General features: G+C 62.0%; 20 protein-coding genes. 10 read left to right on the forward strand and 10 right to left on the reverse strand.

The window, feature by feature from the left end; all coding sequences use genetic code 11:
* Positions 1-162 precede the first annotated feature (162 nt).
* The 3 genes from FLQ44_RS09875 to pdxR are packed head-to-tail and all read right to left on the reverse strand — an operon-like array spanning position 163 to position 2810.
* Positions 163-834 (reverse strand): glutathione S-transferase, encoded by a 672-nt coding sequence (locus tag FLQ44_RS09875; RefSeq protein WP_147694266.1) that lies wholly within the window; start codon positions 832-834, stop codon positions 163-165.
* A 27-nt stretch (positions 835-861) separates the two neighbouring features.
* On the reverse strand, positions 862-1335 hold the full coding sequence (locus FLQ44_RS09880) for a 2-thiouracil desulfurase family protein (RefSeq protein WP_147694267.1): 474 nt from the start codon (positions 1333-1335) through the stop codon (positions 862-864).
* Positions 1332-2810, reverse strand: a complete 1479-nt coding sequence (gene pdxR / locus FLQ44_RS09885) for a MocR-like pyridoxine biosynthesis transcription factor PdxR (RefSeq protein WP_240801237.1) — start codon at positions 2808-2810, stop codon at positions 1332-1334. Before pdxR ends, FLQ44_RS09880 begins: the two co-directional genes overlap by 4 nt.
* Before the next feature lie 93 nt (positions 2811-2903).
* On the opposite strand from pdxR, the gene FLQ44_RS09890 reads away from it, so the two are divergent.
* From FLQ44_RS09890 to FLQ44_RS09910, 5 genes are all read left to right on the forward strand, one after another.
* Positions 2904-3368 carry an OsmC family protein gene (locus FLQ44_RS09890; protein ID WP_147694268.1) on the forward strand — a complete coding sequence of 155 codons (465 nt, stop codon included), beginning with the start codon at positions 2904-2906 and terminating at the stop codon, positions 3366-3368.
* A 15-nt stretch (positions 3369-3383) separates the two neighbouring features.
* Positions 3384-3806, forward strand: a complete 423-nt coding sequence (locus FLQ44_RS09895; RefSeq protein ID WP_147694269.1) for a rhodanese-like domain-containing protein — start codon at positions 3384-3386, stop codon at positions 3804-3806.
* 2 nt (positions 3807-3808) lie between these two features.
* Complete coding sequence (locus FLQ44_RS24355; protein WP_147694270.1) at positions 3809-4969, forward strand: GNAT family N-acetyltransferase; 1161 nt, start codon at positions 3809-3811, stop codon at positions 4967-4969.
* Between the two features lie 70 nt (positions 4970-5039).
* Positions 5040-6479, forward strand: coding sequence for a hypothetical protein (locus FLQ44_RS09905; RefSeq protein WP_147694271.1), 1440 nt, complete (start codon positions 5040-5042; stop codon positions 6477-6479).
* A 202-nt stretch (positions 6480-6681) separates the two neighbouring features.
* Positions 6682-9015: a sensor domain-containing diguanylate cyclase gene (locus FLQ44_RS09910; RefSeq protein ID WP_147694272.1), complete on the forward strand. Its 2334-nt coding sequence runs from the start codon at positions 6682-6684 to the stop codon at positions 9013-9015.
* A 92-nt stretch (positions 9016-9107) separates the two neighbouring features.
* On the opposite strand, the gene gabD is transcribed toward FLQ44_RS09910, so the two are convergent.
* The 6 genes from gabD to FLQ44_RS09940 form a co-directional block, all read right to left on the reverse strand.
* Positions 9108-10568: an NADP-dependent succinate-semialdehyde dehydrogenase gene (gene gabD, locus FLQ44_RS09915; RefSeq protein WP_147694273.1), complete on the reverse strand. Its 1461-nt coding sequence runs from the start codon at positions 10566-10568 to the stop codon at positions 9108-9110.
* Positions 10569-10640: 72 nt separating this feature from the next.
* Complete coding sequence (gene gabT / locus FLQ44_RS09920) at positions 10641-11906, reverse strand: 4-aminobutyrate--2-oxoglutarate transaminase (RefSeq protein WP_147694274.1); 1266 nt, start codon at positions 11904-11906, stop codon at positions 10641-10643.
* A 233-nt stretch (positions 11907-12139) separates the two neighbouring features.
* The gene (locus FLQ44_RS09925; RefSeq protein WP_147694275.1) at positions 12140-13447 is read right to left on the reverse strand and encodes a TolC family outer membrane protein; all 1308 of its coding nucleotides are present in this window, start codon (positions 13445-13447) and stop codon (positions 12140-12142) included.
* A gap of 79 nt (positions 13448-13526) precedes the next feature.
* The gene (locus FLQ44_RS09930) at positions 13527-16589 is read right to left on the reverse strand and encodes an efflux RND transporter permease subunit (RefSeq protein WP_147694276.1); all 3063 of its coding nucleotides are present in this window, start codon (positions 16587-16589) and stop codon (positions 13527-13529) included.
* Positions 16590-16600: 11 nt separating this feature from the next.
* Positions 16601-17677: an efflux RND transporter periplasmic adaptor subunit gene (locus tag FLQ44_RS09935; RefSeq protein ID WP_147694277.1), complete on the reverse strand. Its 1077-nt coding sequence runs from the start codon at positions 17675-17677 to the stop codon at positions 16601-16603.
* A gap of 39 nt (positions 17678-17716) precedes the next feature.
* Positions 17717-18370 carry a TetR/AcrR family transcriptional regulator gene (locus tag FLQ44_RS09940; protein WP_147694278.1) on the reverse strand — a complete coding sequence of 218 codons (654 nt, stop codon included), beginning with the start codon at positions 18368-18370 and terminating at the stop codon, positions 17717-17719.
* Positions 18371-18542: 172 nt separating this feature from the next.
* On the opposite strand from FLQ44_RS09940, the gene argB reads away from it, so the two are divergent.
* Complete coding sequence (gene argB, locus FLQ44_RS09945) at positions 18543-19415, forward strand: acetylglutamate kinase (protein WP_147688402.1); 873 nt, start codon at positions 18543-18545, stop codon at positions 19413-19415.
* Positions 19416-19551: 136 nt separating this feature from the next.
* Complete coding sequence (locus FLQ44_RS09950) at positions 19552-19980, forward strand: CBS domain-containing protein (protein ID WP_147688403.1); 429 nt, start codon at positions 19552-19554, stop codon at positions 19978-19980.
* A 60-nt stretch (positions 19981-20040) separates the two neighbouring features.
* Here the strand turns inward: FLQ44_RS09950 and FLQ44_RS09955 are convergent, their stop codons facing one another.
* Positions 20041-20826 carry an IclR family transcriptional regulator gene (locus tag FLQ44_RS09955; RefSeq protein WP_147694279.1) on the reverse strand — a complete coding sequence of 262 codons (786 nt, stop codon included), beginning with the start codon at positions 20824-20826 and terminating at the stop codon, positions 20041-20043.
* 153 nt (positions 20827-20979) lie between these two features.
* Here FLQ44_RS09955 and FLQ44_RS09960 point away from each other — a divergent pair, with 153 nt between their 5' ends.
* The 3 genes from FLQ44_RS09960 (at position 20980) to FLQ44_RS09970 (ending at position 25196) form a co-directional block, all read left to right on the forward strand.
* Positions 20980-22167, forward strand: coding sequence for an acyl-CoA dehydrogenase (locus FLQ44_RS09960; protein ID WP_147694280.1), 1188 nt, complete (start codon positions 20980-20982; stop codon positions 22165-22167).
* 120 nt (positions 22168-22287) lie between these two features.
* A complete protein-coding gene (locus FLQ44_RS09965) occupies positions 22288-23481 on the forward strand; it encodes a CaiB/BaiF CoA transferase family protein (protein ID WP_147694281.1) in 1194 nt (397 codons plus the stop codon).
* Between the two features lie 95 nt (positions 23482-23576).
* Positions 23577-25196, forward strand: coding sequence for an electron transfer flavoprotein-ubiquinone oxidoreductase (locus FLQ44_RS09970; RefSeq protein WP_147694283.1), 1620 nt, complete (start codon positions 23577-23579; stop codon positions 25194-25196).
* The last annotated feature ends 132 nt before the right edge of the window (positions 25197-25328 follow it).

A 25328-nucleotide genomic window follows, 5' to 3' on the forward strand; every position in this document is an offset into this window, starting at 1 on the left:
GGTCGTTAGCTCAGCTGGTAGAGCAGCGGACTTTTAATCCGTTGGTCGCAGGTTCGAATCCCGCACGGCCTACCAAGAAATTCAGAAAAGCCCAGTCCTCGGACTGGGCTTTTTGCGTTTTCAGCTGCAGCCCGCGGCCAGGGTTGGCCGCAGGCGCAGGTTTTAGGCGTAGTCGTACTGCCCGCCTGCCAGCAGGGCTTCCTGGTAGGCCGGGCGGGCGTGGATGCGCTGCAGAAATGCCTGGATATGCGGCAGTGTCTTGCACAGGGGCACACGGCTGTTGGCGGCCTCCAGCACAAAGCTCATCTGGATATCGGCAGCGCTGAAGCTGTCGCCGGCAAACCAGCCACTGCCAGCCAAGTGGTTATCGATATAGCGCAGGTGCATGTCCAGCTGCGGGTCGATATAGCCTTTGCGCACGCCTTTTTCGATCATGCGGGCCAGCGGGCGCAACAGTGCCGGCATCGGCGGCTTGCTGATGCGGCTGAATACCAGGCTCATCAGCAGCGGCGGCATGGCCGAGCCTTCGGCATAGTGCAGCCAGTAGGTGTAGTCGCGGGCCGCCTGGCTGCCGGCGGCAGGTTTCAGGCTGTGTGTCTTGTCGTAGGTGTCTACCAGGTATTCCACGATGGCGCCGGACTCGGCCACCACGATGTCGCCATCGCTGACCACCGGCGATTTGCCCAGTGGGTGAATGGCCCTCAGCGAGGCGGGGGCCAGCAGGGTGGCCGGGTCACGCTGGTAGGTGGTGATGTGGTAGGGCAGGGCCAGTTCTTCCATTAGCCACAGGATGCGCTGCGAGCGCGAGTTGTTCAGGTGGTGCAGGGTGAGCATGGTAGTCCTCGTGGTGGGTGGCCGTGGCTACAGTAGCTGTGCCAGCTCGGTTTCGTTATACACCGTTATGCCATGTTGTTGCAGCAAGGCGGCGCAGACGCCCGCGCCTGCTTGCAGCTGGCCATCAAACTGGCCGCTGTAGATGTGCCGGTTGCCGCAGGACGGGCTGTTGGCTTTCAGTACGGCCAGCGTACAGCCGTGCTGTTGTGCCAGCGCCAGGGCCAGCCGGGCGCCGCTGACAAAGGCCGCGCTGACGTCGTCGCCGCTGGCAGTGCGTACCGTTGCCTGGCCTGCCAGTACGTTTGCGCCATGGCCGCCACGTATTTCTGCCGCAGGCCGTGGCGTGGGCAGGCCGCCGGCGCATTCCGGGCAGAAGGGCAGCAGGGTGTAGCGTGCGGCCAACTGTTGTTGCCAGCTGGCGTGCATGCCTTTGCTGGCGCCGTCGTAGCGTACTGGCTGGCCTAGCAGGCAGGCACTGATCAATAGGACGGGTTTAGTCATGGGGGGGGCATCTCTTGCAGCAAGCGGGCCAGGGTCGCCACGCCGTGTTGGATTTCATGATCGTTGACGCCAGCATAGCCCAGCACCAGCCCTTTTTGCGGGGCTTGGCCAAGGTAGTTGCGTGCCAGCGGGCGCAGTACCACGCCCTGGGCTGCCGCGGCATGGCTCAGGGCTTGCTCGTTTGCCTGCATCGGCAGGTGTGCCATCAGGTGCAGGCCGGCCTTGCCGCTGGATAGGGGTAGCCAGTGCGCGGGCGAGCTCGCCAGCGCACTGCGCAGGGTGTGCTGGCGTGTCTGGTACAGCTCGCGCATACGCCGCACGTGGCGGGCAAAGTGGCCTTGCAGCAGGAAGTCTGCCAGTGCGGCCTGCGTGACATAAGGGGGCTCGCGGTACAGGCGGGCATGGGCGCGCCGGAATGCGTCAATCAGCCCGTCCGGTACCACCATATAGGCAATGCGCAGGCCGGGGTACATCACTTTGCTCATGGTGCCGATGTAGATCACGCGCTCGTCCTGTGCCAGGCCTTGCAGTGCCGGTAGTGGCTGCGAGCTGTAGCGGAATTCGCTGTCGTAGTCGTCTTCCAGAATCCAGGCGCCGCAGCGTGCGGCGTGCGCCAGCAAGGCCAGCCGGCGCGGCAGGCTCATCACCACACCCAAGGGGTACTGGTGCGACGGGGTGGTGTAGATCAGCCGTGGCGGGCGCGTATCCTGCACGCTGTCCGGGTTCAGGCCTTCGTCGTCCACCGTAGCGGCCACCAGGTCCATGCCTGCGGCCTGCAAGGAAGCATGGGCACCGGCATAGCCGGGTTCTTCTACCCAGGCCACCTCGCCCTGATTGGCCAGCAGCCGTGCGCTCAGCTCCATGCCGATCTGTGCACCGCTGATGATCAGGATCTGTTCCGGGGTGCAGCGCACGCCGCGCGATAGCACCAGGTATTCCGCCAGCGCCTCCCGCAGTGCAGGCAGGCCACCGTCAACGGTATAACCCAGCTTGGGCCACGGCGTACTGCGCTGGTGGCGGGATAACAGGTTTTGCCAGACGTGGTGGGGGAACTGGCGTATTTCCGGCATGCCGGGGGCAAAGGCACCACTTAGCCCGTCGGGTATGACCGCCGTACTCGTCAGCGTTTGCCCGCGCCGGGATAAGCCTAGTGGCTGTTCCCTGACCGGTGTCGGTACCGGTTGGCGCAGGAATGCCGGCACCACAAAGCTGCCCGCGCCCTGGCGGGTTTCCAGATACCCCTCGGCCTGCAGCTGCTCGTAAGCCTGGATCACCGTGTTGCGGCCAAGTTGCAGCTGCCGTGCCAGCTCTCTGCTGGCCGGTAGCCGTGCCGTGCCCTGCTCGCCATGCGCCGCTTCCGTAAAACGCCCGGCCACGATCGCTTCACGAATCAGGCGGGTCAGCTGTTTGGCCAGGCCTTCATCACTGTGCCGCTCCAGCCGTGCCATGAGAAAGTCTACAATCCAGGTGGGCAAAATTGGCTCCTTCATGCTGTGGGCTATTGGTTCTTTTTTAGGGCCGCTATTGTTTTAACATAGCTTGGGAATCTCACCAAGACGGAGGCACCAATGAGCCAACATAGCGCAACGCTGCATTGGCAGCGTGGTACGGCAGCATTTGTGGATAACGCCTATAGCCGGCTGCACGAAATACATTTTGATGGCGGCCTGGTGCTGCGTGCGTCGTCTTCACCCCACGTGGTGAAAGTACCGTATTCCGACCCCACGGCGGCCGACCCGGAGGAAATGTTTGTAGCCGCCCTGGCCAGCTGCCACATGCTGTGGTTCTTGTCCCTGGCGGCCACGGCAGGCTGGGTGGTGGATAGCTATCAGGATGCCGCCGTGGGTACCATGGCGGTGGGCGAGCAGGGCCGCGCGTGGGTGAGCCAGGTCACGTTGCACCCGGCCGTGCAGTTCTGCGGGCCGCCGCCCTCACTGGCCGAGCTGCATGCGCTGCACCACCAGGCGCATGCGCAATGTTTTATCGCGAACTCCGTGCGTACCGACGTACGCTGTGAACCAGTTTTGTCCTAGATCAGGGAGCACATCATGTCATTTGCCGATCAACAACAAGCACAACTCGCGTTCTATCGTGCCAAGCTGGCATTCGAGATCGATAGCTGGGACGTAGCCGAGCAGCTCAAGCAGGGCGGGGCCTTGCAGCTGGTGGATGGCCGCTCTGCTGCCGCGTACGCGCAGGAAACCCTGCCGGGTGCCATCAACCTGCCGCACCGTACCATCAGCGCCGAGACCACGGCACAGCTGCCGCGTGACGTGCTGCTGGTGACCTTCTGCGACGGCATTGGCTGCAATGCCTCCACCAAAACCGCGCTGAAGCTGGCCGAGCTGGGCTTTACCGTGAAAGAGCTGCAAGGCGGTATCGACTGGTGGAAGCGCGATGGCTACCCCACCGTGCAAGGTGGCGCCAGCTGCGGCGTAACATCGTCGGACGACTGCGGCTGCGGGGGCTGAGCATGCAATACGATGCCTTTGGCCAGCCACTGGGGGCGGCGGTACCCGGCTGGGCCGGTGCCACCGCGCCGTATCACCTTACCCTGAGCGGCCGCAGCTGCCGCGTAGAGCCCTTTAGCCGGGCGCAGCATGGCAACAGCCTGCGCGCTGCGCTGGCGCTGGACCACGACGGCCGCGACTGGGCCTACCTGATGCCGCGCCCGCAAAGCGATGCCGACTGGGAAGCCTGGTTTGCCATGATGGAAAGCAGCAGCGACCCGCTGTTTTTTGCCATCGTCGATATTGCCAGCGGCGATGCCATTGGCAGCTGCAGCTATCTGCGCATCGATGCGGCCAACGGGGTTATCGAAATCGGCTGGCTGCGCTTTTCGCCGCGCCTGCAGCGCACGGTGGCGGCCACCGAGGCCATGTACCTGCTGATGAAACAGGCTTTCGACTGGGGCTATCGCCGCTATGAATGGAAGTGCAACAACCTGAACGCACCGTCGATGCGCGCGGCGGCGCGGCTGGGCTTTACCTACGAAGGCACCTTCCGCCAGGCCCGGGTGAACTGGGGCCTGAGCCGCGACACCGCCTGGTTCAGCCTGCTGGACAGCGAATGGCCAGCCAACCGGGCGGTGCTGGAAGCCTGGCTGGATGCGGCCAACTTTGACGCCAGCGGGCAGCAGATCCACAGCCTGGACCAATGCCGCCAGCAGCAGGCCGCTGCCACGCTGCCTGAGGGCATTCGTGCCGCCACGCTGGCGGACCTGCCACAGTTGGCCGCACTGTTTGACGCCTATCGCCGCTTTTACGGCAAGCACGGCGATGCGCACACCTCGTACGATTTCATGCGCCAGCGCCTGATCCATGCAGACAGCCATGTGCTGGTGTACCAGCAGCAAGGCCAGCTGCAAGGTTTTACCCAGCTGCTGCCGCAGCTCAGCTCGGTACTGGCGGCCCCGGTGTGGCTGCTCAATGACCTGTATGTAGCCGAGGCGGCACGCCAGCGCGGCGTGGGGCAAGCGCTGCTGCAGGCCGCTGCCGCGCTGGCGCGCCAGCACGGTGTGCAGCGGCTGGACCTGGTGACTGCAGTGGATAACCATACGGCGCAAGCCTTGTATGCCGGGCAGGGCTGGCAGCGCGACGAGCGTTTCTATCGCTATCAGCTGACATTGGGATGATTAATTTCACGGTGCGGCCAACGTCGGGGTAAAATCGCTGGTTTTACAAGGCAGTAACCACGTTAGCCGCATGAAATCCCACCCGCGCAATGCCCGCATCAAGGGCGATCCTTTTATTCCCAGCCGTTTTATCTTTGGCGATGCCGTCGAAGAGAAAGGCCTGGAGCCCTACGAGTATGTGATTCATACCGTGGCCCCGGCGTTTGTCTGCCGCCTGGTGGGCATGGATCAGACCCCATTTGACAGCCGTGAGCAGGAAGGCTTTCAAAGCGATGTACTGTTTGATACGGCCAACAACCTGACGCACTACGTGACCAATTCGGGCTTTCGCCTGTTCGATTTCAATTTCTGGGGCGAGCTGCCCACCGCCGCCCAGCTGAAAAAAGTCTGCGACGAAGCCATGCAGGAATACCAGCGCCTGCAAAAAGCCTATATCGAGCGCGAGGTGGCGCCCAAAGAGCGCGACTTCCGCCTGGTGCCCACCGAGCCGCTACCGCCGGCAGAGCGCCAGCAGCGCATTAAAGAGCTGGTGAGCACCGCGATGGATGCCGACAGCAACCCGATGAAACGCATGCAGCTGCCCATGCTGGTACAGCAGGCTCTGACCGGTGGCGACCAGGCCGTGTTTACCGAAGCCCAGCTGGCCCTGCAAGAGCACACCGCCGCGCGCGAGCAACTGCTGGCGCTGGCGCGCGACAGCATCGCCTTCCCCGAAGTGATGCGCCCGGACGGCAGCGTGGTGTCTTACGAGCTGTGGGCGCTGCCGATGATTTTCTCGCGTGCGCAGGGCGGCTTCTGGTGGCACTTCCCGCTGCTGGAACGCGTGGAGCCGGCGCTGGTGGACGCGCTGGGCCTGCCGGAAGACACCGTGTTGTGGCTGTCGCCGACCATCTTCAATACCGACATGCTGATCGAGCGCAGCTGCCAGTCACTGGTGCATCTGGCCGCCATCATGGACGCTGGTTGCGATATGGCGCAGCAAGACGTGGACGCTGCACGGGCCACCTTCGACGCGGCCAGCCAGACGGTCAACCCGCAGCTATCGCTGTGCTGGCTGCCGTTTATCGTGGAAAGCGGCAAGCTGGATATCGATCGCGTACGCCAGCACGCCCGCAAGGCGCTGGATGCCGCCATGCCGCTGGTACAGCAGGCCATTGCCGCTGAAATGAAATACGGCGAAGCCGAGCTGTTTGCCCCCCTGCCGTGGTGGGATGCGCTGGGCGCCGGGGTGTACGCCTTCAACCGCAAGCGTCTGGGCCTGCATATGGCGCTGGTGCAAGGCAAAACCGACAAGCTGGACAATATCGAAGCCGTGGCCGAGTTCCTGCCCGAGCAGCAAGCCTACGACGTGCAGCTGCTAGAGCGGGACAGCGGTACGCTGCTGAACCGCGTGCAATGGCTACTGGTACCCGACCTGGGCCCTAGCCGGGTACAGGCCTGGGTGGACTTGTCCGAATGCTTGCGCCAGGCCGGTATCGCCCTGCGCGAGCAGCAGGCCAAATACCACTAAGCGCCCTGCGCCGCTGGTGTAGTTGGCCGCCGGTGCAGGGTATAAGGCGTATGCAGGGTATAAGGCGTAGCGGCGGCGTACGGCATGGCGGGTTTTCATATATTCTTTTATAGAAATAATGCCATCAAGGCAAAATAATTGCCCAATTAATGATATTTGCATTTAGGAGCTGTGTTTGCCTGGCTGGCTTGGCTTGAAATCCTTGCGCACACGATTGGCGCTGTTTTGCTCGCTACTCATGGTAGTGGTGGTGCTGTTTACCAGCTCGCTCAGCTATCTGGAGGGCAAGGCACGCGTGCGCAGTATGCAGCTGCAGCACCTGGAAGACGTGGTTACCCGCCTGAGCGACGACATCGACGACCGCGTCCGCACGCGCCATGTATTGCTGGAGCAAGCCGCTGCCAGCCTGCAGCTCAGTCGCAGCAATATCAGCCAGCACGCGCCCGAGATACTGCATGGTTTCCGCTATCTGAAAGGCAGCTTCAGCAGCATCATGCTGTTTGATGCCGAGGGCAATGTGGTGGCCGACTACCCCGAGCTACCCGGCCAGCGTGGTAGCAGCGTGCTGGACCGTGCCTATTTTGTGCAGACACGCGACACCTTGCGCTCGCAGATTTCCGAGCCGGTGCGTGTGGCGGGCGATATCAAGCGCAGCCTGATCATTTTTACCTCGCCCATTCTGGATGAGCACGGCCAGTTCGCCGGTGTGCTGGGTGGCAGCCTGGAGCTGTTTGCCCCCGAGCTGTTTGGCGACCTGCGCTCCATTGCCATTGGTGGTACCGGCTACATCAATATCCATACCCGCGCCAGCCGCCTTACCATCTTCCACCCCGATCGCAGCCGCATCATGCAAGCTGGCCCGGATATCAGCCGCGACCCGGTGTTTGCCCAGGCACTACAAGGCTGGGACGGTAGCACCGAAAATCTGGCGGCCAACGGCGAGCCCGCGTTGATGGTGTACCGCAACATGAAAAACGTGAACTGGGTGGTGGGGGGGGTATTCCCCCTGCGCGAAGCCTATGAGCCCATCAGTGTGATGGCGCGCAACCACGTGCTTATCGTGCTGCTGGCCACCCTGCTGGCGTTTCCGGTGGGCTGGTGGGGTGTGCACCGCCTGCTGGGCCCGCTGCAGGCGCTGCGTAGCAAGGTACAGGCCATGGCATTCGGCGCCGGCGACGGCATGCAGATCCAGGGCAGCCACGAGCTGGAAATGCTGGCGCAAACCGTCTCCGACGTCTTTGGCGAGCGCGAGCGCATCAGCCAGGAGTTGGCCGCACGCGAGGCATTTTTCCGTGCTTTGAACGAGTCATCGCCGCTGGGTGTATTTGTTACCGATGCCGATGGTTTGCTGGTGTATTGCAACCACGCCACCCTGAGCCTGGGCGGGCTGAACCAGCGGGAGGAAGACTGGCTGGGCCGCCACTGGCTGGACGCGGTGCACCCGGCGCAGCGCCACACCATCGAGCCGGAATGGCAGGCGCTACGCCACGGCGATACACCGAGCTTTTACCAGCTATGCCACCTCACCGGCGCCCGTGGCGCGCAGATCAAGGTAGAGCTGCGCTTTACCCGGCTGCAGCAGGGCAGCATCCTGCGTTTTCTGGGGGTGGTGCACGACGTTAGCGACAGGGAAGAAGCCCTGCTATCCATGACCGCCGAACGCGAGCGCGGCATGGCTATCCTGACCTCCATTGCCGACGCGGTGGTGCTGACCAACCAGCTGGACGAGGTGTGCTACATCAACCCGCCCGCCCAGCGCCTGCTGGGCCTGAATGCCGAAGAAGCCCAGGGGCGCTCGCTGGCGCTGTTTGTTTCCCTGGCCTACCCGGACACCGGCCAGGCAGTCTCTCTGGCAACACTGGCCGAGGCCCGTATGGCGGTGCCGGTAGAGCTGGATTTGCTCTCGCGCGACATGCGCCTGCAGCCGGTGGTGCTGACCCTGTCTGTGGTGCAGGCCAGGGGCAGCATGCACGGCTACAAGGTGTGCGTGTTGCACGACGATAGCGAGCGCCGCCGCCGCGAACGCAAGCACCGCTGGGAAGCCACCCACGACCCGCTCACCAACCTGCTGAACCGCCGTGGTTTCCTGGGGGCGCTCACCAGCTTGCTGGATAATGGCGAGGCGATGGCACAAAGCAATGTGGTGGTGATGATGGACCTGGACCACTTCAAGCAAGTCAACGACAGCGGTGGCCACCAGGCCGGCGACCAGATCCTGCAGGATATCGCCGCCATCCTGCAAAAGCGCCTGCGTAATACCGACATCATTGCCCGCCTGGGCGGCGACGAGTTTGCCCTGGTGCTGTACAACTGCACCCGTGATACGGCGCAGGGCATCATGGAAGCGGTGCGCGGCGACATTGCCCGCCTGCGCCCGCAGAGCAACCCCGAAGTCTGCCGTGTCACGGCCAGTATCGGCCTGACGCAAATCCAGCCGCACGATTCGCGCCCGCACGATATCCTGCAGCGTGCCGACATGCGTTGCTATCAGGCCAAAGAGCAAGGGCGCAACCGTGTGGTAGCGGCGTCGGAGTAGCAGCCTGCTGCCTCGTACACGGCGGATGGCGCACACTGCGCGCACATGAAAAAGCCGGCCCAGGGGCCGGCTTTGTTGCAAGCAGCGCAGGCTTACTTGTCGATACCACCCAGCAGCACGTACTTGATTTCCAGGTAGTCTTCAATGCCGTACTTGGAGCCTTCGCGGCCCAGGCCGGACTGCTTCACGCCACCAAACGGTGCGGCTTCGTTGGACAGGATGCCGCTGTTCACCGCCACCATGCCGTACTCCAGGCCTTCGGACACGCGGAAGATGCGGCCGATGTCGCGGGCGTAGAAGTAGGATGCCAGGCCGAATTCGGTATCGTTGGCCATCTGGATGGCTTCTTCTTCGCTATGGAAGCGGAAGATCGGTGCCAGCGGGCCAAAGGTTTCTTCTTTGGCCACTTTCATTGCCGGGGTCACGCCGGTAATGACGGTGGGCTCGAAGAAGCTGTGGCCCAGCGCGTGGCGCTTGCCGCCGGTGACCAGCTGGCCGCCTTTGGCCAGCGCGTCGGCGATGTGCTCTTCTACCTTGCTCACCGCGTTCTGGTCGATCATCGGGCCTTGGGTCACGCCGGCTTCCAGGCCGTTACCCACCTTCAGCTTGGCCACGGCAGCGGCAAACTTGTCGGCGAAGGCATCGTACACGCCGTCCTGCACCAGCAGGCGGTTGGCGCACACGCAGGTCTGGCCGGCGTTGCGGTATTTGGAAATCATGGCGCCTTCCACTGCGGCGTCCAGGTCGGCGTCGTCAAACACGATGAACGGTGCGTTGCCGCCCAGCTCCATCGATACTTTTTTCACCGTTTCGGCACACTGGCTGATCAGCTTGCGGCCAACTTCGGTAGAGCCGGTGAAGGAGAATTTCTTCACGGTATCGCTACCGGTCAGTACGCCGCCGATTTCGGTGGAACCACCGGTCAGCACCGAGAACACGCCAGCCGGAATGCCGGCACGCTCGGCCAGTACGGCAATGGCCAGCGCCGACAGCGGGGTCTGGCTGGCAGGGCGTACCACCATCGGGCAGCCGGCAGCCAGGGCCGGGGCGGCCTTGCGGGTGATCATGGCATTGGGGAAGTTCCACGGCGTGATGGCAGCGGTAACGCCGATCGGCTCTTTGGTCACCAGAATGCGCTTGTCAGCACCGGTGGACGGAATGGTATCGCCGTAGATGCGCTTGGCTTCTTCGGCATACCACTCGATGTAGCTGGCGCCGTAGGCGATTTCTCCCTTGGCTTCGGCCAGCGGTTTGCCTTGCTCGCTGGTGAGAATCACGCCCAGGTCGTCCTGGTTCGCCATCATCAGGTCGAACCATTTGCGCAGGATGCCGGCGCGCTCTTTGGCCGGTTTTTTCTTCCAGGTCTTGAACGCTTCGGCAGCGCCCGCTACCGCACGTTCGGCTTCGGCACGGCCCATTTTCGGTACGTGGGCGATCACTTCGCCGGTAGCCGGGTTAGTCACGGCGATGGTTTCGCCGCTGTCGGCATCCAGCCACTGGCCGTTGATATAGCACTGCTGGCGCAGCAGGGTAGGGTCTTTCAGGTTCAGCATGTGTGTGTCCTTTTGGCGATGCGGCCAACGTTGCCGGGGCAAGGTTGGCCGCAGTATCAGGCTAGTTCAGGCTCAGGCCTTGATGGCGGCAACCAGTTTTTGCAGCGCTTCTTCGAAGATGTCGTCTTCGATGGTCAGCGGGAACAGGAAACGCACCACGTTGCCGTATACGCCGCAGAGCAGCAGGATCAGGCCGGATTCCAGCGCCTTGGTCTGCACTTTCTTGGCGAAATCGGCGTCGGCGTCGTGGCTGCCGGCCTTGTTGAATTCCACGGCAATCATGGCGCCCGGGCCGCGTACGTCGGCGATTTGCGGTACGTCTGCCTTCAGGCCGTTCAGGGTTTCTTTCAGCTGGGCGCCCAGCTTGTTGGCGCGCTCCAGCAGTTTTTCTTCCTGGATCGCGGTGATCACCGCCTTGGCGGCGGCCAGAGCCAGCGGGCTACCGGCGTAGGTACCACCCAGGCCACCCGGTGCGGGGGCGTCCATCACGCTGGCGCGGCCAACGACCGCCGAGATCGGGAAGCCACCGGCCATGGATTTGGCCATGGTCAGCAGGTCCGGTGCCACGTCGTAGTGTTCCATGGCAAAGAATTTGCCGGTACGGGCAAAGCCGGCCTGTACTTCGTCGGCAATCATCAGGATGCCGTGGGCATCGCACAGGGCGCGCAGGCCGCGTACCCATTCGGCCGGTGCCTGGTAGAAGCCACCTTCGCCTTGTACCGGTTCAAAGATGATGGCGGCTACGCGGCTGGCTTCGATATCGTACTTGAACAGTTTTTCGATGCTGTGCAGCGATTCTTCGATCGATACACCGTGCAGCGGGTTCGGGAACAGCGCGTGGTACACGTCGGACGGGAAGGGGCCGAAACCGATTTTGTACGGGGCCACCTTGCCGGTGAGCGCCATGCCCATCAGGGTACGGCCGTGGAAACCACCACCAAAGGCGATGATGCCCGGGCGGCCGGTGGCAGCGCGGGCGATTTTCACGGCGTTTTCTACGGCTTCGGCACCGGTGGTGTAGAAGGCGGTTTTGTTATCGCCCGGAATCGGGGCCAGCTTGTTCAGCTGCTCGGCTACGTCGATATACAGCTCGTACGGTACGACCTGGTAGCAGGTATGGCTGAATTTGTTCAGCTGCTCGGCCACGGCGGCTTGCACCTTGTCGTGCAGGTGGCCGGTGTTCAGTACGCCGATACCACCGGCAAAGTCGATGTAGCGTTTGCCTTCGGTGTCCCAGATTTCGGCGTTTTTGGCACGCTCGGCAAAGAAGGAACACATTACGCCCACACCGCGTGGGGTGGCATTGGCTTTACGCTGCATCAGTTCTTGCGGGTTCATGAATCTCTCCTAGATAGACAACCGGGCTGGCCTGGTTTGCCGCGACACGGGCAAAGCGCATCGTTGGCCATTGTTTGAAAGCATTCTAGCGCCGTGTTTAGTAAAAAGTCACGGGTGATTGATTATTTAAACACTGCGCTTTGCCGCAGTGTGGTGATTCGGCACGCCAATAAAAATGCGGCCAACCTGGGGGCAGGTTGGCCGCATGGCGCTGAGGGCGGGGGAAGGGCGCTTTAGAAGAAGCGGTTCACCTCGGCCACGGCTTTGTCGTCCAGCTCGCCGGCAGCTTGTGCCAGCGACAGGCGGGCGTACAGGTAGTTGTAGCGCGCCTCGGCCAGTGCGCGCACGGCGTCCTGGTAGTCCCGCTCGGCGTTGAGCAGGTCCAGGTTGGTACGTACGCCGACGTCTTTACCCAGCCTGGTGGAGTCCAGCTTGCTTTTGGCCGAGACCAGCAGCTGCTCCTGCGCTTTCACCAGCGCGGCACCGTTGCTGACGCCCAGCCAGGCGCGGCGCACGTCCAGGCGTACCTTGCGGCGGGCGGCCTCGACATCTTCACGCGCCTTGTCCAGGTTGGCCGCGGCCTCGGTCACTTGCGAGTTGATCGCGCCACCGGCGTACAGCGGCAGGCTCAGGTTCAGGCCCAGGGTATTGCCACGGGTGCGTTGCTGGCCGCTGGCCTTGCTGCTGGCGCTGGTGCTGTAGTTGTCGCTCAGGCCGGCGCTGAGGTTCACGGTGGGCAGATGTTTGCCCCGCGCTTCTTCCAGGCTGCGCTCGGCCAGCAGCTGTTGTTGCAGGGCGGATTTCAGCGCCAGGCTGCCCGCTTCGGCGCGCTGGATCCAGGCATTCAGCTCGCCGCTGCCCTGGGTGGCCAGGCCTTGCTGCTGGCGCAGGCGGTTGATGCTGTCGGCCGGCAGGCCGGTGAGGTTGGCCAGGCTGTTGCGCTTGATTTCCAGGTCGCTCATGGCGGCAATTTCACGCGCCTGGGCGGCGTCGTAGCCGGCCTGGGCTTCGTGGGTGTCGGTGATGGTGGCGGTGCCGACTTCAAACGACTTTTTGGCTTGCGCCAGCTGGCGGTCGTAGGCTTTTTTGGTGGCCTGGGTCACGTTCAGCACGTCTTCGGCCAGCAGTACGTCAAAGTAGGCACGCGCGACATCGGCAATCAGTTGCTGGCTGCTGGCGTCGAATTGCACGCCGGACAGCTCGCTGGCGATCAGGCCTTTCTTATAGGCGCTGTAGCTACCGATATCGAACAGTGGCTGGGTGAGCTGTACGCCCACGCTGCGGGTGTTGTACGGGTCGGCGTCCGGCTTCATGCCGTCGGTACGTGTAACGCTGGCAGACAGGCCGACGCTAGGCAGCAGCTGGGCGCGGCCCTGCACGGCTTTTTCCTGGCCTGCTTGCAGGGTGGCGCGTGCACCGGCGTAGCCTGCGTCGTAGCTGCGTGCGGCCTGTACGGCAGCACTCAGGTCGAAGGCCTGGGCACTGCTGGCGGCACCCAGGGCCAGCAGGGCGGTAATGATCAGCGGATGGCGTGTGTTCATCGCTTGTTCCATAAAAAAGTAAACTGTTCTGCAGCTACCACCATAACGGAATATGGCGCGGTTTTCAGCAGGAAAATGATTAATGTGTTTGTGGCCGGCGCACCTTGAACCATGCCGAGTACAGCGCCGGCAGGAAAAACAGCGTGAGCAGGGTTGCCACCAGCAAACCGCCCATGATGGCCACGGCCATCGGGCCCCAGAAGGTGCTGCGTGTCAGCGGTACCATGGCCAGGATGGCCGCCAGCGCGGTGAGCGTGATGGGGCGGAAGCGGCGAATGGTAGAGCCCACGACGGCTTCGAAACGGTCTATGCCTTCGCTGATGTCGGTTTCGATCTGGTCTACCAGGATCACCGAGTTACGCATGATCATCCCCGCCAGCGCGATCACCCCCAGCATGGCCACGAAACCGAACGGCGCGCTGAACAGAATCAGCGTCAGCGTGACGCCAATCATGCCCAGCGGTGCGGTCAGCACCACCAGCAGGCTGCGCTGGAAGCTCTTGAGCTGCAGCATCAGCAGGGTAAACACAATTACCAGCATCAGCGGTTGTACCTTGGCGATGGCCGTTTGCGAGTTTTTGCTGGATTCCAGCGACCCGCCCAGCTCGATGTGGTAGCCCAGCGGCAGGGTTTTTTCCAGCGCCTGCATTTTCGGCCACAGCGCGTTGGAAATATCGGCAGCTTGTACCCCGTCGGCGGCATCGGCGCGTACCGACACGGTAGGCAGGCGGTTGCGGTGCCAGATGATGCTTTCTTCCGGCGCGTAGGCAATGCTGGCCAGCTGGGAAACCGGCACATAGCGGCCGCTGGCGGTTTGCACCATCAGGCTGCCCAGCTGTTCGATCTGCTGGCGTTCGCTGCCTTCCAGGCGGGCGCTCACCGCAATGGCCTTGTCGCCTTCACGCCATTCGGTCACGGTGCTGCCGGTCAGCATCATTTGCAGCTGGCGGCTCAGGCTCTGGCTGGACATGCCCAGTGTGCGGGCTTTGTCCTGGTCGATTTCCACGCGCAGCGAGCGGGCCTGTTCGCCCCAGTCGTTGTTTACCTGGCGGGCACCCGGGTGGCTACGTACCAGTGTTTCTACCTGTTTGGCGATGTCGCGCACCTTGTTGTGGTCTGCACCCATCACGCGGAACTGGACGGCGTAGCCTACCGGCGGGCCGTTTTCCAGCCGCGTCACACGGCCGCGTACCAGCGGGAAGTCGGTGTCGAACAGTTTCTCCAGTTTGTGTTTCACCTGTTCGCGCACTTTTTCGTCGCGTGTCATCACCATCAGCTGGGCATAGTTCAGGTGCTGCTGCTGTTGATCCAGCGGCAGGTAGAAGCGCGGGCTGCCACCGCCAACGTAGCTGGTGACGCTGACGACGTTGTTATCCCCCTTCAGCTGGCTTTCCAGTTTTTTCACTTCGCGCTCGGTGGCTTCGTAGCTGGCGCTTTGCGGCAGCCACATGTCCACCATCAGCTCGGGCCGGTTGGAGGAGGGGAAGAACTGCTGGGCCACAAACAGCTTGAAGGCCACCATGGACAGCACGAAGGCAGCCAGGGTCAGGGCAATCACGGTTTTGCGGTGGTCCAGGCACCATTCCACCGCGCGGCGGAAGCGCACGTAAAACGGCTTTTGGTACACGTCGGCATGGCCGTGGTTGGCCATGGTTTCCGGCAGCAGGCGGTAGCCCAGATAAGGGGTAAACACCACCGCCACGATCCACGACAGGATCAAGGCAATGCTCACTACCGAGAACAGGCTGAACACGTATTCGCCGGCGTTGGATTTGGCGATACCCACCGGCAGGAAGGTGGCGGCGGTAATCAGCGTGCCGGTCAGCATGGGGAAGGCGGTGCTGGTGTAGGCGTAGGTGGCCGCCTGGAATTTGTTCCAGCCTTGCTCCAGCTTCATGGCCATCATTTCTACCGCGATGATGGCATCGTCCACCAGCAGGCCCAGCGCGATGATCAGCGAGCCCAGCGAGATGCGCTGCAGGTCCATGCCCAGGAAGTACATGGCCAGGAAGGTCATGGCCAGTACCAGCGGGATGGACAGCGCCACCACGATGCCGGTACGCATGCCCAGGCTAAAGAAGCTGACGGCCAGCACGATGATCACGGCTTCGATCAGCGAACGCATGAATTCGTTGACGGCGGTTTTCACGACTTTCGGCTGGTCTGATACCGCGTGTACTTCTACCCCTACCGGCAGCTTGGTTTTGACTTCGTCCATCAGCAGCTGCAGGTTGTTACCCAGCTTCAGCACATCGCCGCCTTTTTTCATGCTGATGGCCAGGCCCACGGCCGGTTTGCCGTCAAAGCGCATGCCGAAGCTGGGCGGGTTGACGAACTCGCGGCTCACCTTGGCAATGTCGCCCAGGCGGAAGGTCTTGCCACCAGCGCTGATGGGGGTGGCGGCAATGGCGTCTACCGAGTTATAGCTGCCGCTGACGCGTACCCAGATGCGGTCGCTGGCGGTGTCGTAATTGCCGGCCGGGGTCACGCTGTTCTGGTTGGCCAGGGCGTTCCAGATGATATTGCTGTCCACCTGCAGGGCAGACAGCTTGGCGGTATTGAGCGTGACGTAGATACGCTCTTCTTGTTCGCCAATGATTTCCACCTTGCCCACATCCGGCACGCGTAGGATTTCCTGGCGCGCCTGTTCTACGTATTTGCGCACGTCTTCGTAGCTGAAACCGTCACCGGTAAACGCATACAGGTTGCCGAAGGTATCGCCGAACTCGTCATTAAAGAACGGCCCACGGATATCACCAGGCAGGGTGTGCTTGATATCGCCTATTTTCTTGCGTGCGGTGTACCACAGCTGCTGCACGTCCTTGGGCGGCACATCTTCGCGGATCGACAGGATCAGCAGCGCCTCACCGGGTTTGGTGTAGCTTTTGACGTATTCCAGCTCGCCCATTTCCTGCAGCTTCTTTTCGATGCGTGCGGTAACTTGCTGCTCGGTTTCCTGTGCGGTGGCGCCTGGCCACAGCACACGCACCATCATGGCCTTGAAGGTGAATTCGGGGTCTTCTTTTTGCCCCAGCTGGGTGTAGGCAAACATGCCGGCCAGCATCAGCACCACCATCAGGTAGCGTACCAGCGAGCTGTTGCGTATGGCCCATTCGGACAAGTTCAATGGTTGTTGCTTCATGATCGGTGCCCTTATTTAGCCAGCAGGGTAACGCGTTGGCCGTCGCGCAGCAGGTGTACCCCGGCGGTGACGACCTGTTCACCGCCATTCAGGCCGGCAGTGATATCGATACCCTGGCTATCCGGCCGGCCTACGGTCACGGCTTTGCGGCCAACCTTGCCGGTTTTCGGGTTGATCACCCACACATACTGCTTACCCTGTTCGTCCAGAATGGCGCTGAGCGGCAGCCGGATGGTGGCATTGTGCTGGCCTGGCAGGCTGGCTTCTACCGTGGCGGTCATGCCCAGGCGCAGCCCGGCGGGCTCGCTGGCCAGCTTCAGCCGGGCGGCGTAGGTGCGGGTGGCCGGGTCGGCATCGCCGGACAGCTCGCGCAGGGTGGCGGGGATAGCCTGCTGGCCAGCCAGCAGTTTCACGCTAAAGCTGCTGGCCTGGCGCATGTCGGCCAGGGCGTTTTCGGGTACCTGTATCAATACTTCGCGCTCGCCGGCCGCGGCGAGCCGCGCCACGATCTGCCCGGCAGCCACCACCTGGCCCGGCTCGATGCTGATCTCGCTCACGCTGCCGTCGCTATCGGCCGTCAGGCTGGTGTAGCCGGCCTGGTTGCGGCTGGCAGACAGCGCTGCCTGCGCCTGCTGCACGCTGGCCTGCGCGCTTTGTACGGCGGTGTGCTGGCGCTCTACCTGGGCCGCACTGATGAAGTTTTGTGCCAGCAGCTCGCGGTAGCGTTTCAGGTCGGCCGCTTGTTGCGCCAGGTTGGCCTGTGCTGCGGCCAACTGTGCCTGCTTGGCCTGGCTATCCAGCTGGTAGTCGCTGGCATCCAGTACCGCCAGCACCTGGCCTTTTTTCACGCTATCCCCGCTGTTGACGCGCTTTTCTACTACCTTGCCCGCTACGCGGAAGCCCAGCCGGCTTTCCTGGCGGGCACGTACCTCGCCACTGAACAGGCGCACATTGCCGTGCTGGCTGACACCGGCTACGGTGTAGCGCACCGGGCGGGTTTCTTCTACCGGCTTCACTTCTTCTTTGCAGGCGGTCAGTGCCAGCAGTAGCGCGCCGGCCAGCGCCAGCTTGGGATAGTGCGGTGTCATGTGTGTTTGCCTCGTTATCGTATGGGTTTATTTATAGATTCAGTCGGAGGTTTTCAGGCCATTCAGCATCAGGTCCAGCGAGAGCTCCAGGTACTCCAGCGGTGGCAGCGAGCGGTGCTGGCTGTCGGTGAGCACACGGCCAAACGAGCAGCGCCAGGTCATGGTGAGCATCATGGGCGCCACCAGGGTGTCCACCACGGCGTCCGGGTTGATGCTGCGAAACTCGCCGCGGGCGATACCGCGGCGCAGCACCTGCAGCAGCATCTGGTGGCTGGGCTCGATCACCTCGGCGTGATAAAAGCGCGCCAGCTCGGGAAAGTTGGTGGCCTCGGCAAACATCAGTTTGCAGATGCCGCCCAGCGGCGATTCGCCCACTTCCAGCCACCAGCGGCGCATCATCAGGCGCAGCAGGTCGGCGCTGCTGCCGTCAAACTGCTGTACCAGCTCGGCAAAGCCTGCCAGGCGGGTGACCAGGTTTTCGCGGATCACCGCCTTGAAGATGTCTTCTTTGTTTTCGAAATACAGATACGGCGTGCCCTTGGTGACACCGGCCGCTTTGGCGATGTCTTCCATCTTGGTGGTCTTGAAGCCCTTTTCCACGAATAGCGCCAGTGCCGCGTCCAGAATCTCGGCCGGGCGCACTTCTTTACGACGGCGCCAACGCGCTACCGGACAACAGGATTCCTTGTCCATGCTTGCCTTCTCTGAAAATTGGTTCATTAATAAGGTGTGCAATGTAGAGCAAGCACTCTGCCAGTTCAATTAATAAATCAATATTCACTAACTGTCATGGTTAGAATGCAACACCTGACAGTTATTGCTGTGCAGCAACCCGTGTCCCTATCTTGCTACTGGAGAATCTGACGTGAGCGTAGCCCCTATCGACAAGGCAGCCATTCTGGCCGAGGCCCTGCCGTACATCCGTTCCTTTAATGGCAAAACCATCGTGATCAAATACGGTGGCAATGCGATGACCGACGACAAGCTGAAAGAAGACTTTGCCAAGGATGTGGTGCTGCTGAAGCTGGTGGGCCTGAACCCGGTGGTGGTGCATGGCGGCGGCCCGCAAATCAACGACCTGCTGAACCGCGTGGGCAAGGAAGGCCAGTTTATTCAGGGCATGCGCGTGACCGACAGCGAAACCATGGACGTGGTGGAGATGGTGCTGGGCGGCCTGGTAAACAAGGAAATCGTGTCGCTGATCAACAAGCACGGCGGCAAGGCAGTGGGTATTACCGGTAAGGATGGCCACTTCATTCGCGCCAGCAAGCTGTTCCTGAAATCCGAATCCGACGAAGACATCGATATTGGCCAGGTAGGCGATATCGAGCACATCGACCCGAGCCTGGTGTCCTTGCTGGATAGCCAGGACTTTATCCCGGTGGTGGCACCTATCGGCGTGGGCAGCGAAGGCGAGGCCTACAACATCAATGCTGACGTGGTAGCCGGCAAGCTGGCCGAAACTCTGAAGGCCGAAAAGCTGGTGCTGATGACCAACACCCCGGGTGTGCTGGACAAGCAAGGCCAGCTGCTCACCGGCCTGACCGCCGCCCGCGTGGACGAGTTGTTTGCCGATGGCACCATCAGTGGCGGCATGCTGCCCAAGATCAGCTCGGCGCTGGATGCGGCCAAGAGCGGCGTGAACTCGGTACACATTATTGATGGCCGCGTGCCGCACGCCCTGCTGTTGGAGATCCTGACCGACGCAGGTGTGGGTACCATGATCAAGGCTGTCTAAGCCTTTGTTGCCGCATGAAAAAAGCTGCCTGCGGGCAGCTTTTTTACATTTGGCAGATAGCGCAGGCGGGCTATAGTACAAGGTGGTGGCGTCATGGGGCGCCGCTTTACTCAACCCGTACCCGCGTGGAGGTGCCATGCAGACAGTCAGGCAGTTATTGGAAAGAAAATCCGGCGAACTGATTAGCGTCAGCCCGGACGCCACCGTGTTTCAGGCGCTGCAAATCATGGCCGAGCAGGATATCGGTGCCGTACTGGTCATGGATATGGGGGATGTGCTGGGTATTTTTTCCGAGCGTGACTACGCACGGCGCATTGTGTTGCAAGGCCGTACCTCGGCCGGTACCAAAGTGCGCGACATCATGACCAGCAAGGTGGTGTACGTCGGGCCGCAGCAAAGCGTGGCGGAATGCATGGCGCTGATGACGGATAAACACTTTCGCCACTTGCCGGTGATGGAAGCCGGCCGCGTGATTGGCATGCTGTCCATTGGCGACCTGGTGCGCGCCACCATCGAAGAGCAACAACTGGTGATCGAACAATTGGTGAACTACATCCGCGCCTGAGTCTGGCGGGTTCAGCACGATAAAGGTTGGCCGCATGCCCTGCGGCCAACCTTTTGTGTTTTATGCGCCAGGCACAATCTGCCGCGCCAGCTGCAGCAGCGCAGGGGCCACCTGGTTGCGCATGGTATCGGCGTCAAAGGCAAAGGCCGGGCCGCTAGCGTTCAGGCACAGGCTGCCCTGGCCGGGGGCGGGCGAGGGCAGGGCCACACCTACGGCCATCACATCGCGTTCAAACTCGCCAAACGATTCGCTATAGCCGCGCTGCAATACCTGCTGGCGCGCTTGCTCCAGCTTGGCTTGCACCAGTGGCCAGTCTTTACCGTAGCGGGTGGCCATCTCCATGTCGGCCAGCTCGCGCTCCGCCGCGCCAAGGCTGCTATAGCAGGCACGGCCAATGGCAGTGCTGGCCAGCGGCACGCGCGAGCCGACGCTGAGCTGCACCGATACCCGCGCCTGGCTGCGGCAGGTTTCCAGGTACACGATATCGCTGCCGTCGCGCATGCCCAGGCTCACCGAAATGGTGTGCTTGAGTGCAAAGTCGCGCATCAGCGGGGCGGCCACGCGGCGGATGTCGTAGCTGCCCAGCACCGCCGAGCCCAGTGCCAGCACGGCCAGGCCCAGGCGGTAGTAGCCGCTGTCGGCGTCTTGCGACAGGTAGCCCAGCTTGGTCAGCGTGTAGGTCAGGCGCGATACGGTGGACTTGGGCAAGCCGGTGCGCTGCGCCAGTACCTGGTTTGACAGCGCCGATTCGCCGGGGCGAAACGCCGACAGCACGCGCAGGCCGCGTGCCAGCGCCTCGACAAACAGGCGGTCTTTGCTTTCGTCTTCCTGCGGGGTGAACGACATGGTGGAAATGCTCCTGGCTGAAGAGTGGCAAGAATAGTGCAGTGCGCGCCTTGCTCCCACAAAAAACTTTACATGCCCCGGCCGCCTTGCTAGTCTATTTTGCAATACAGAACTATATTCCGCAATGCGGAACAAAGTGCAAAGGAGAACTGCATGGCCGCAACCTCGAATCGCGCACCGTTCATCTGGGACGATGCCCTGCTGCTGAACGATCAGCTCACCGACGAAGAGCGCATGGTGCGCGAAACCGCCTACGCCTACTGTCAGGACCGCCTGATGCCGCGTGTGCTCACCGCCAACCGCGAAGAGCGCTTCGACCGCGACATCATGAGCGAGATGGGCGAGCTGGGTCTGCTGGGCTGCACCATCGACAGCCACGGCTGCGCCGGTCTGTCGCACGTGGCCTACGGCCTGATTGCCCGCGAAGTAGAGCGCGTGGATTCCGGCTACCGCTCCGCCATGTCGGTACAGAGCAGCCTGGTGATGCACCCGATCTGGGCCTACGGCACCGATGCACAAAAAGACAAATACCTGCCCAAGCTGGCCAGCGGCGAGTGGGTAGGCTGCTTTGGCCTGACCGAGCCAGACGCCGGCTCCGACCCTGCCGGCATGAAAACCCGTGCCCGCAAGGTAGACGGCGGCTATGTACTGCACGGCAGCAAGATGTGGATTACCAACAGCCCGATCGCCGACGTATTTGTGGTGTGGGCCAAAGACGACGAAGGCGAGATCCGCGGTTTCGTGCTGGAAAAAGGCATGAAAGGCCTGTCCGCGCCCAAGATCGAAGGCAAGTTCTCGCTGCGCGCCTCCATCACCGGTGAAATCGTGATGGACAACGTAGCAGTAGGCGAAGACGCGCTGCTGCCGCACGTAAAAGGCCTGAAAGGCCCGTTCGGCTGCCTCAACAAAGCCCGCTACGGCATTGCCTGGGGCGCGATGGGCGCGGCCGAGTTCTGCTGGCACGGTGCCCGTCAGTACACACTGGATCGCAAACAGTTCAACCGTCCCTTGGCCGCCACCCAGCTGGTACAGCTGAAACTGGCCAATATGCAAACCGAAATCAGCCTGGCGCTGCAAGCCGCCCTGCGCGTGGGCCGCCTGATGGACGAAGGCCGTGCCGCGCCGGAAATGATCAGCCTGATCAAACGCAACAACTGCGGCAAGGCGCTGGACATTGCCCGTATCGCCCGCGACATGCACGGCGGTAACGGTATCAGCGACGAGTACCACATCATCCGCCACGTGATGAACCTCGAAGCCGTCAACACTTATGAAGGCACGCACGATGTGCATGCCCTGATTCTGGGCCGCGCCCAGACCGGTATTCAGGCATTCGCCTGATGTGATGTTCCGCCGGCGGGCTTCACCCCGGCGGGATGTTGGTTCCTGTCTGTCCTTGAGGCCCGGCTGCAATCCGGGCCTGTTTTTTTTGCAGGCAGCCCTACGTTACAGGAGACAAACATGTCAGGTGCATTGTCAGGTATCAAAGTGCTGGACCTTACCCGCGTACTGGCCGGGCCCTGGGCTGGCCAGCTGCTGGCCGATCTGGGCGCAGAGGTCATCAAGGTGGAGCGCCCCGGTAGTGGCGACGACACCCGCCAGTGGGCGCCGCCCAGCCTGCCGGACGGCACGGCGGCCTATTACCTGGCGGCCAACCGCGGCAAACAGTCACTCACCGTTGATATTACCCAGCCTGCCGGGCAGGAAATCGTGCGGCAGTTGGCCGCACAAGCCGACGTGCTGCTGGAAAACTACAAGGTAGGCGGCCTCAAGAAATACGGGCTGGATTACGACAGCCTGCGCGCCATTAACCCGCGGCTGGTGTACTGCGCCATCACCGGCTTTGGCCAGACCGGCCCCTACGCCCAGCTGCCCGGCTACGACTACATCGTGCAGGGCATGTCCGGCCTGATGAGCATCACCGGCCCCGCCGACGGCGAGCCGCACAAGGTAGGCGTGGCCGTGACCGACCTCTTTACCGGCCTGTATGCGGCCAACGCTATCCAAGCCGCGCTGCTGGCACGCTACCGTACCGGTGAAGGGCAATATATCGATATGGCGCTCTTCGATTGCTCGCTCGCCATGCTGGCCAACGTCAACATGAACTGGCTGGTAGGCGGCGAAGTACCGCCGAGGCTGGGGAACGCGCACCCGAACATCGTGCCTTACCAGGTGTTCCGCACCTCTGGCGACAGCCACTTCATTCTGGCCTGCGGCAACGACAAGCAGTTCCGCACCGTGTGCGAGCTTATCGGCCAGCCTGCGTTGGCCGCAGACCCGCGCTTTGCCACCAATCCACAGCGCGTGCGTTACCGCGAACTGCTGGTGCCGCAGCTGGCCGAGGCCTTTCTGGCGCGTGGTCGGGATGAATGGCTGAAGCTGCTGGACGCCGCCGGCGTGCCGTGCGGCCCCATCAATACGGTAGACGAAGCCTTTGCCGACCCGCAAATACAACACCGGCAAATGGCGATGCACCTGCCCGACGCGGCCGGGCAAGCGGTGCCCCAGGTAGCCTGCCCCATCAAAATGAGCGGCACCCCCCCGCAATACAAGGCTGCGCCGCCAAAACTGGGCGAGCATACCGATGCTGTATTGACATCGCTGGGTTACAGCGCTGAAGCGATTGCACAACTGAAAGCCAGCGCTACCGTTTAAACGCTTGTTTGATTTTGACGCGCAGCATCAATCATTGCATCATTGGGTAATCAAACCTCCCCCTGCGCAAAGGAGAAGCGGTGGAACGCGAATACATGGAATACGACGTAGTGGTTGTCGGCGGTGGCCCATCCGGCCTCAGCGCTGCCATTCGTCTCAAACAGCTGGCGGCAGAAAAAGGCCAGGAAATCAGTGTCTGTCTGCTGGAAAAAGGCTCCGAAATCGGCGCGCACATCTTGTCCGGCGCGGTGCTGGAGCCCCGCACGCTGAACGAGCTGATCCCCGACTGGAAAGAAAAGGGCGCCCCGCTCAATACCCCGGCCAAGTCCGACCGCTTTCTCTACCTGACCGAAACCGAGTCCATCCAGCTGCCTACCCCGCCGCAGATGAACAACCACGGCAACTACATCATCAGCCTGGGCAACTTCTGTCGCTGGCTGGGTCAGCAGGCCGAAGAGCTGGGCGTGGAAATCTACCCGGGCTTTGCTGCGGCTGAAGTGCTGTACCACGCCGATGGTTCGGTAAAAGGCGTGGCCACCGGTAATGTCGGCACCGGCAAAACCGGCGAAGAAGAAGGCGAGCCAGGCATCGAGCTGTGGGCCAAGCAAACCGTTTTTGCCGAAGGCTGTCGTGGTTCGCTCACCAAGGGCCTGTTCGAACGCTTCAATCTGCGCGCCGAAGCCGACCCGCAAACCTACGGCATCGGTATTAAAGAACTGTGGGAGGTGAAGCCCGAGCTGCACGAAGAGGGCAAGATCACCCATACCGCCGGCTGGCCAATGGATCAAAGCACCTACGGCGGCTCTTTCCTCTATCACCTGGAAAACAACCAGGTCGTCGTCGGTTTTGTCGTGGGCCTGGATTACCAGAACCCCTATATGTCGCCTTACGAAGAATTCCAGCGCTTCAAGACCCACCCGGCCATTAAAGGTGTGTTCGAAGGTGGCCGTCGCCTGTCCTACGGTGCGCGCGCCATTTCCGAAGGCGGCCTGCAGAGCATCCCCAAGCTTACCTTCGCTGGTGGCGTGCTGGTGGGCGATACCGCAGGCTTCCTCAACGTACCCAAAATCAAGGGTACTCATACCGCCATGAAGTCCGGCATGTTGGCCGCAGAAGCCGTGTTTGAGCTATTGGCCGCCAACCCGGAAGCGCAAGGCGCCGAAGCCGTGGCGTATACCCAGGCCTTCAAGCAAAGCTGGCTGCACGACGAGCTGCACGGCGTGCGTAACATCCGCCCGTCCTTCCGCTGGGGCCTGTGGCCAGCCATGATCTACTCGGCCATCGATACCTATCTGTTCCGCGGCAAGGCACCGTGGACGCTGCGTCATCAGCACCACGACCACGAATGCCTCAAGCGCAAAGACGAGTGCAGCCCCATCAGCTATCCGAAGCCGGATGGTGTACTCACCTTCGATCGCCTGTCGTCGGTATTCATCTCCAACACCAACCACAGCGAAGACCAGCCGCCGCACCTCAAGCTCAAAGACGCGTCTGTGCCCATCCGCATCAACCTGGCACAGTACGACGCCCCCGAGCAGCGTTACTGCCCGGCAGGCGTGTACGAGATCGTTGGCCGCGAAGAAGGCAAGCCGCAGCTGCAGATCAATGCGCAAAACTGCGTGCACTGCAAAACCTGTGACATCAAAGACCCCACCCAGAACATCAACTGGGCTACGCCAGAAGGCGGTGGCGGTCCGAACTACCCCAATATGTAAGAACACAGCCCGGCGTCAGCCGGGCTTTTTCGCACCATCATCAAAAGTTGGCCGCAAGCGGCCAACTTTTTTGCTTTTCAGTGCCGTTGCAAATCAACACCTTAAGCAAATACTTGCAGTTTATTGCGGGGT

This window comes from Vogesella mureinivorans (genome assembly GCF_007644035.1).
GTDB lineage: Bacteria > Pseudomonadota > Gammaproteobacteria > Burkholderiales > Chromobacteriaceae > Vogesella > Vogesella mureinivorans.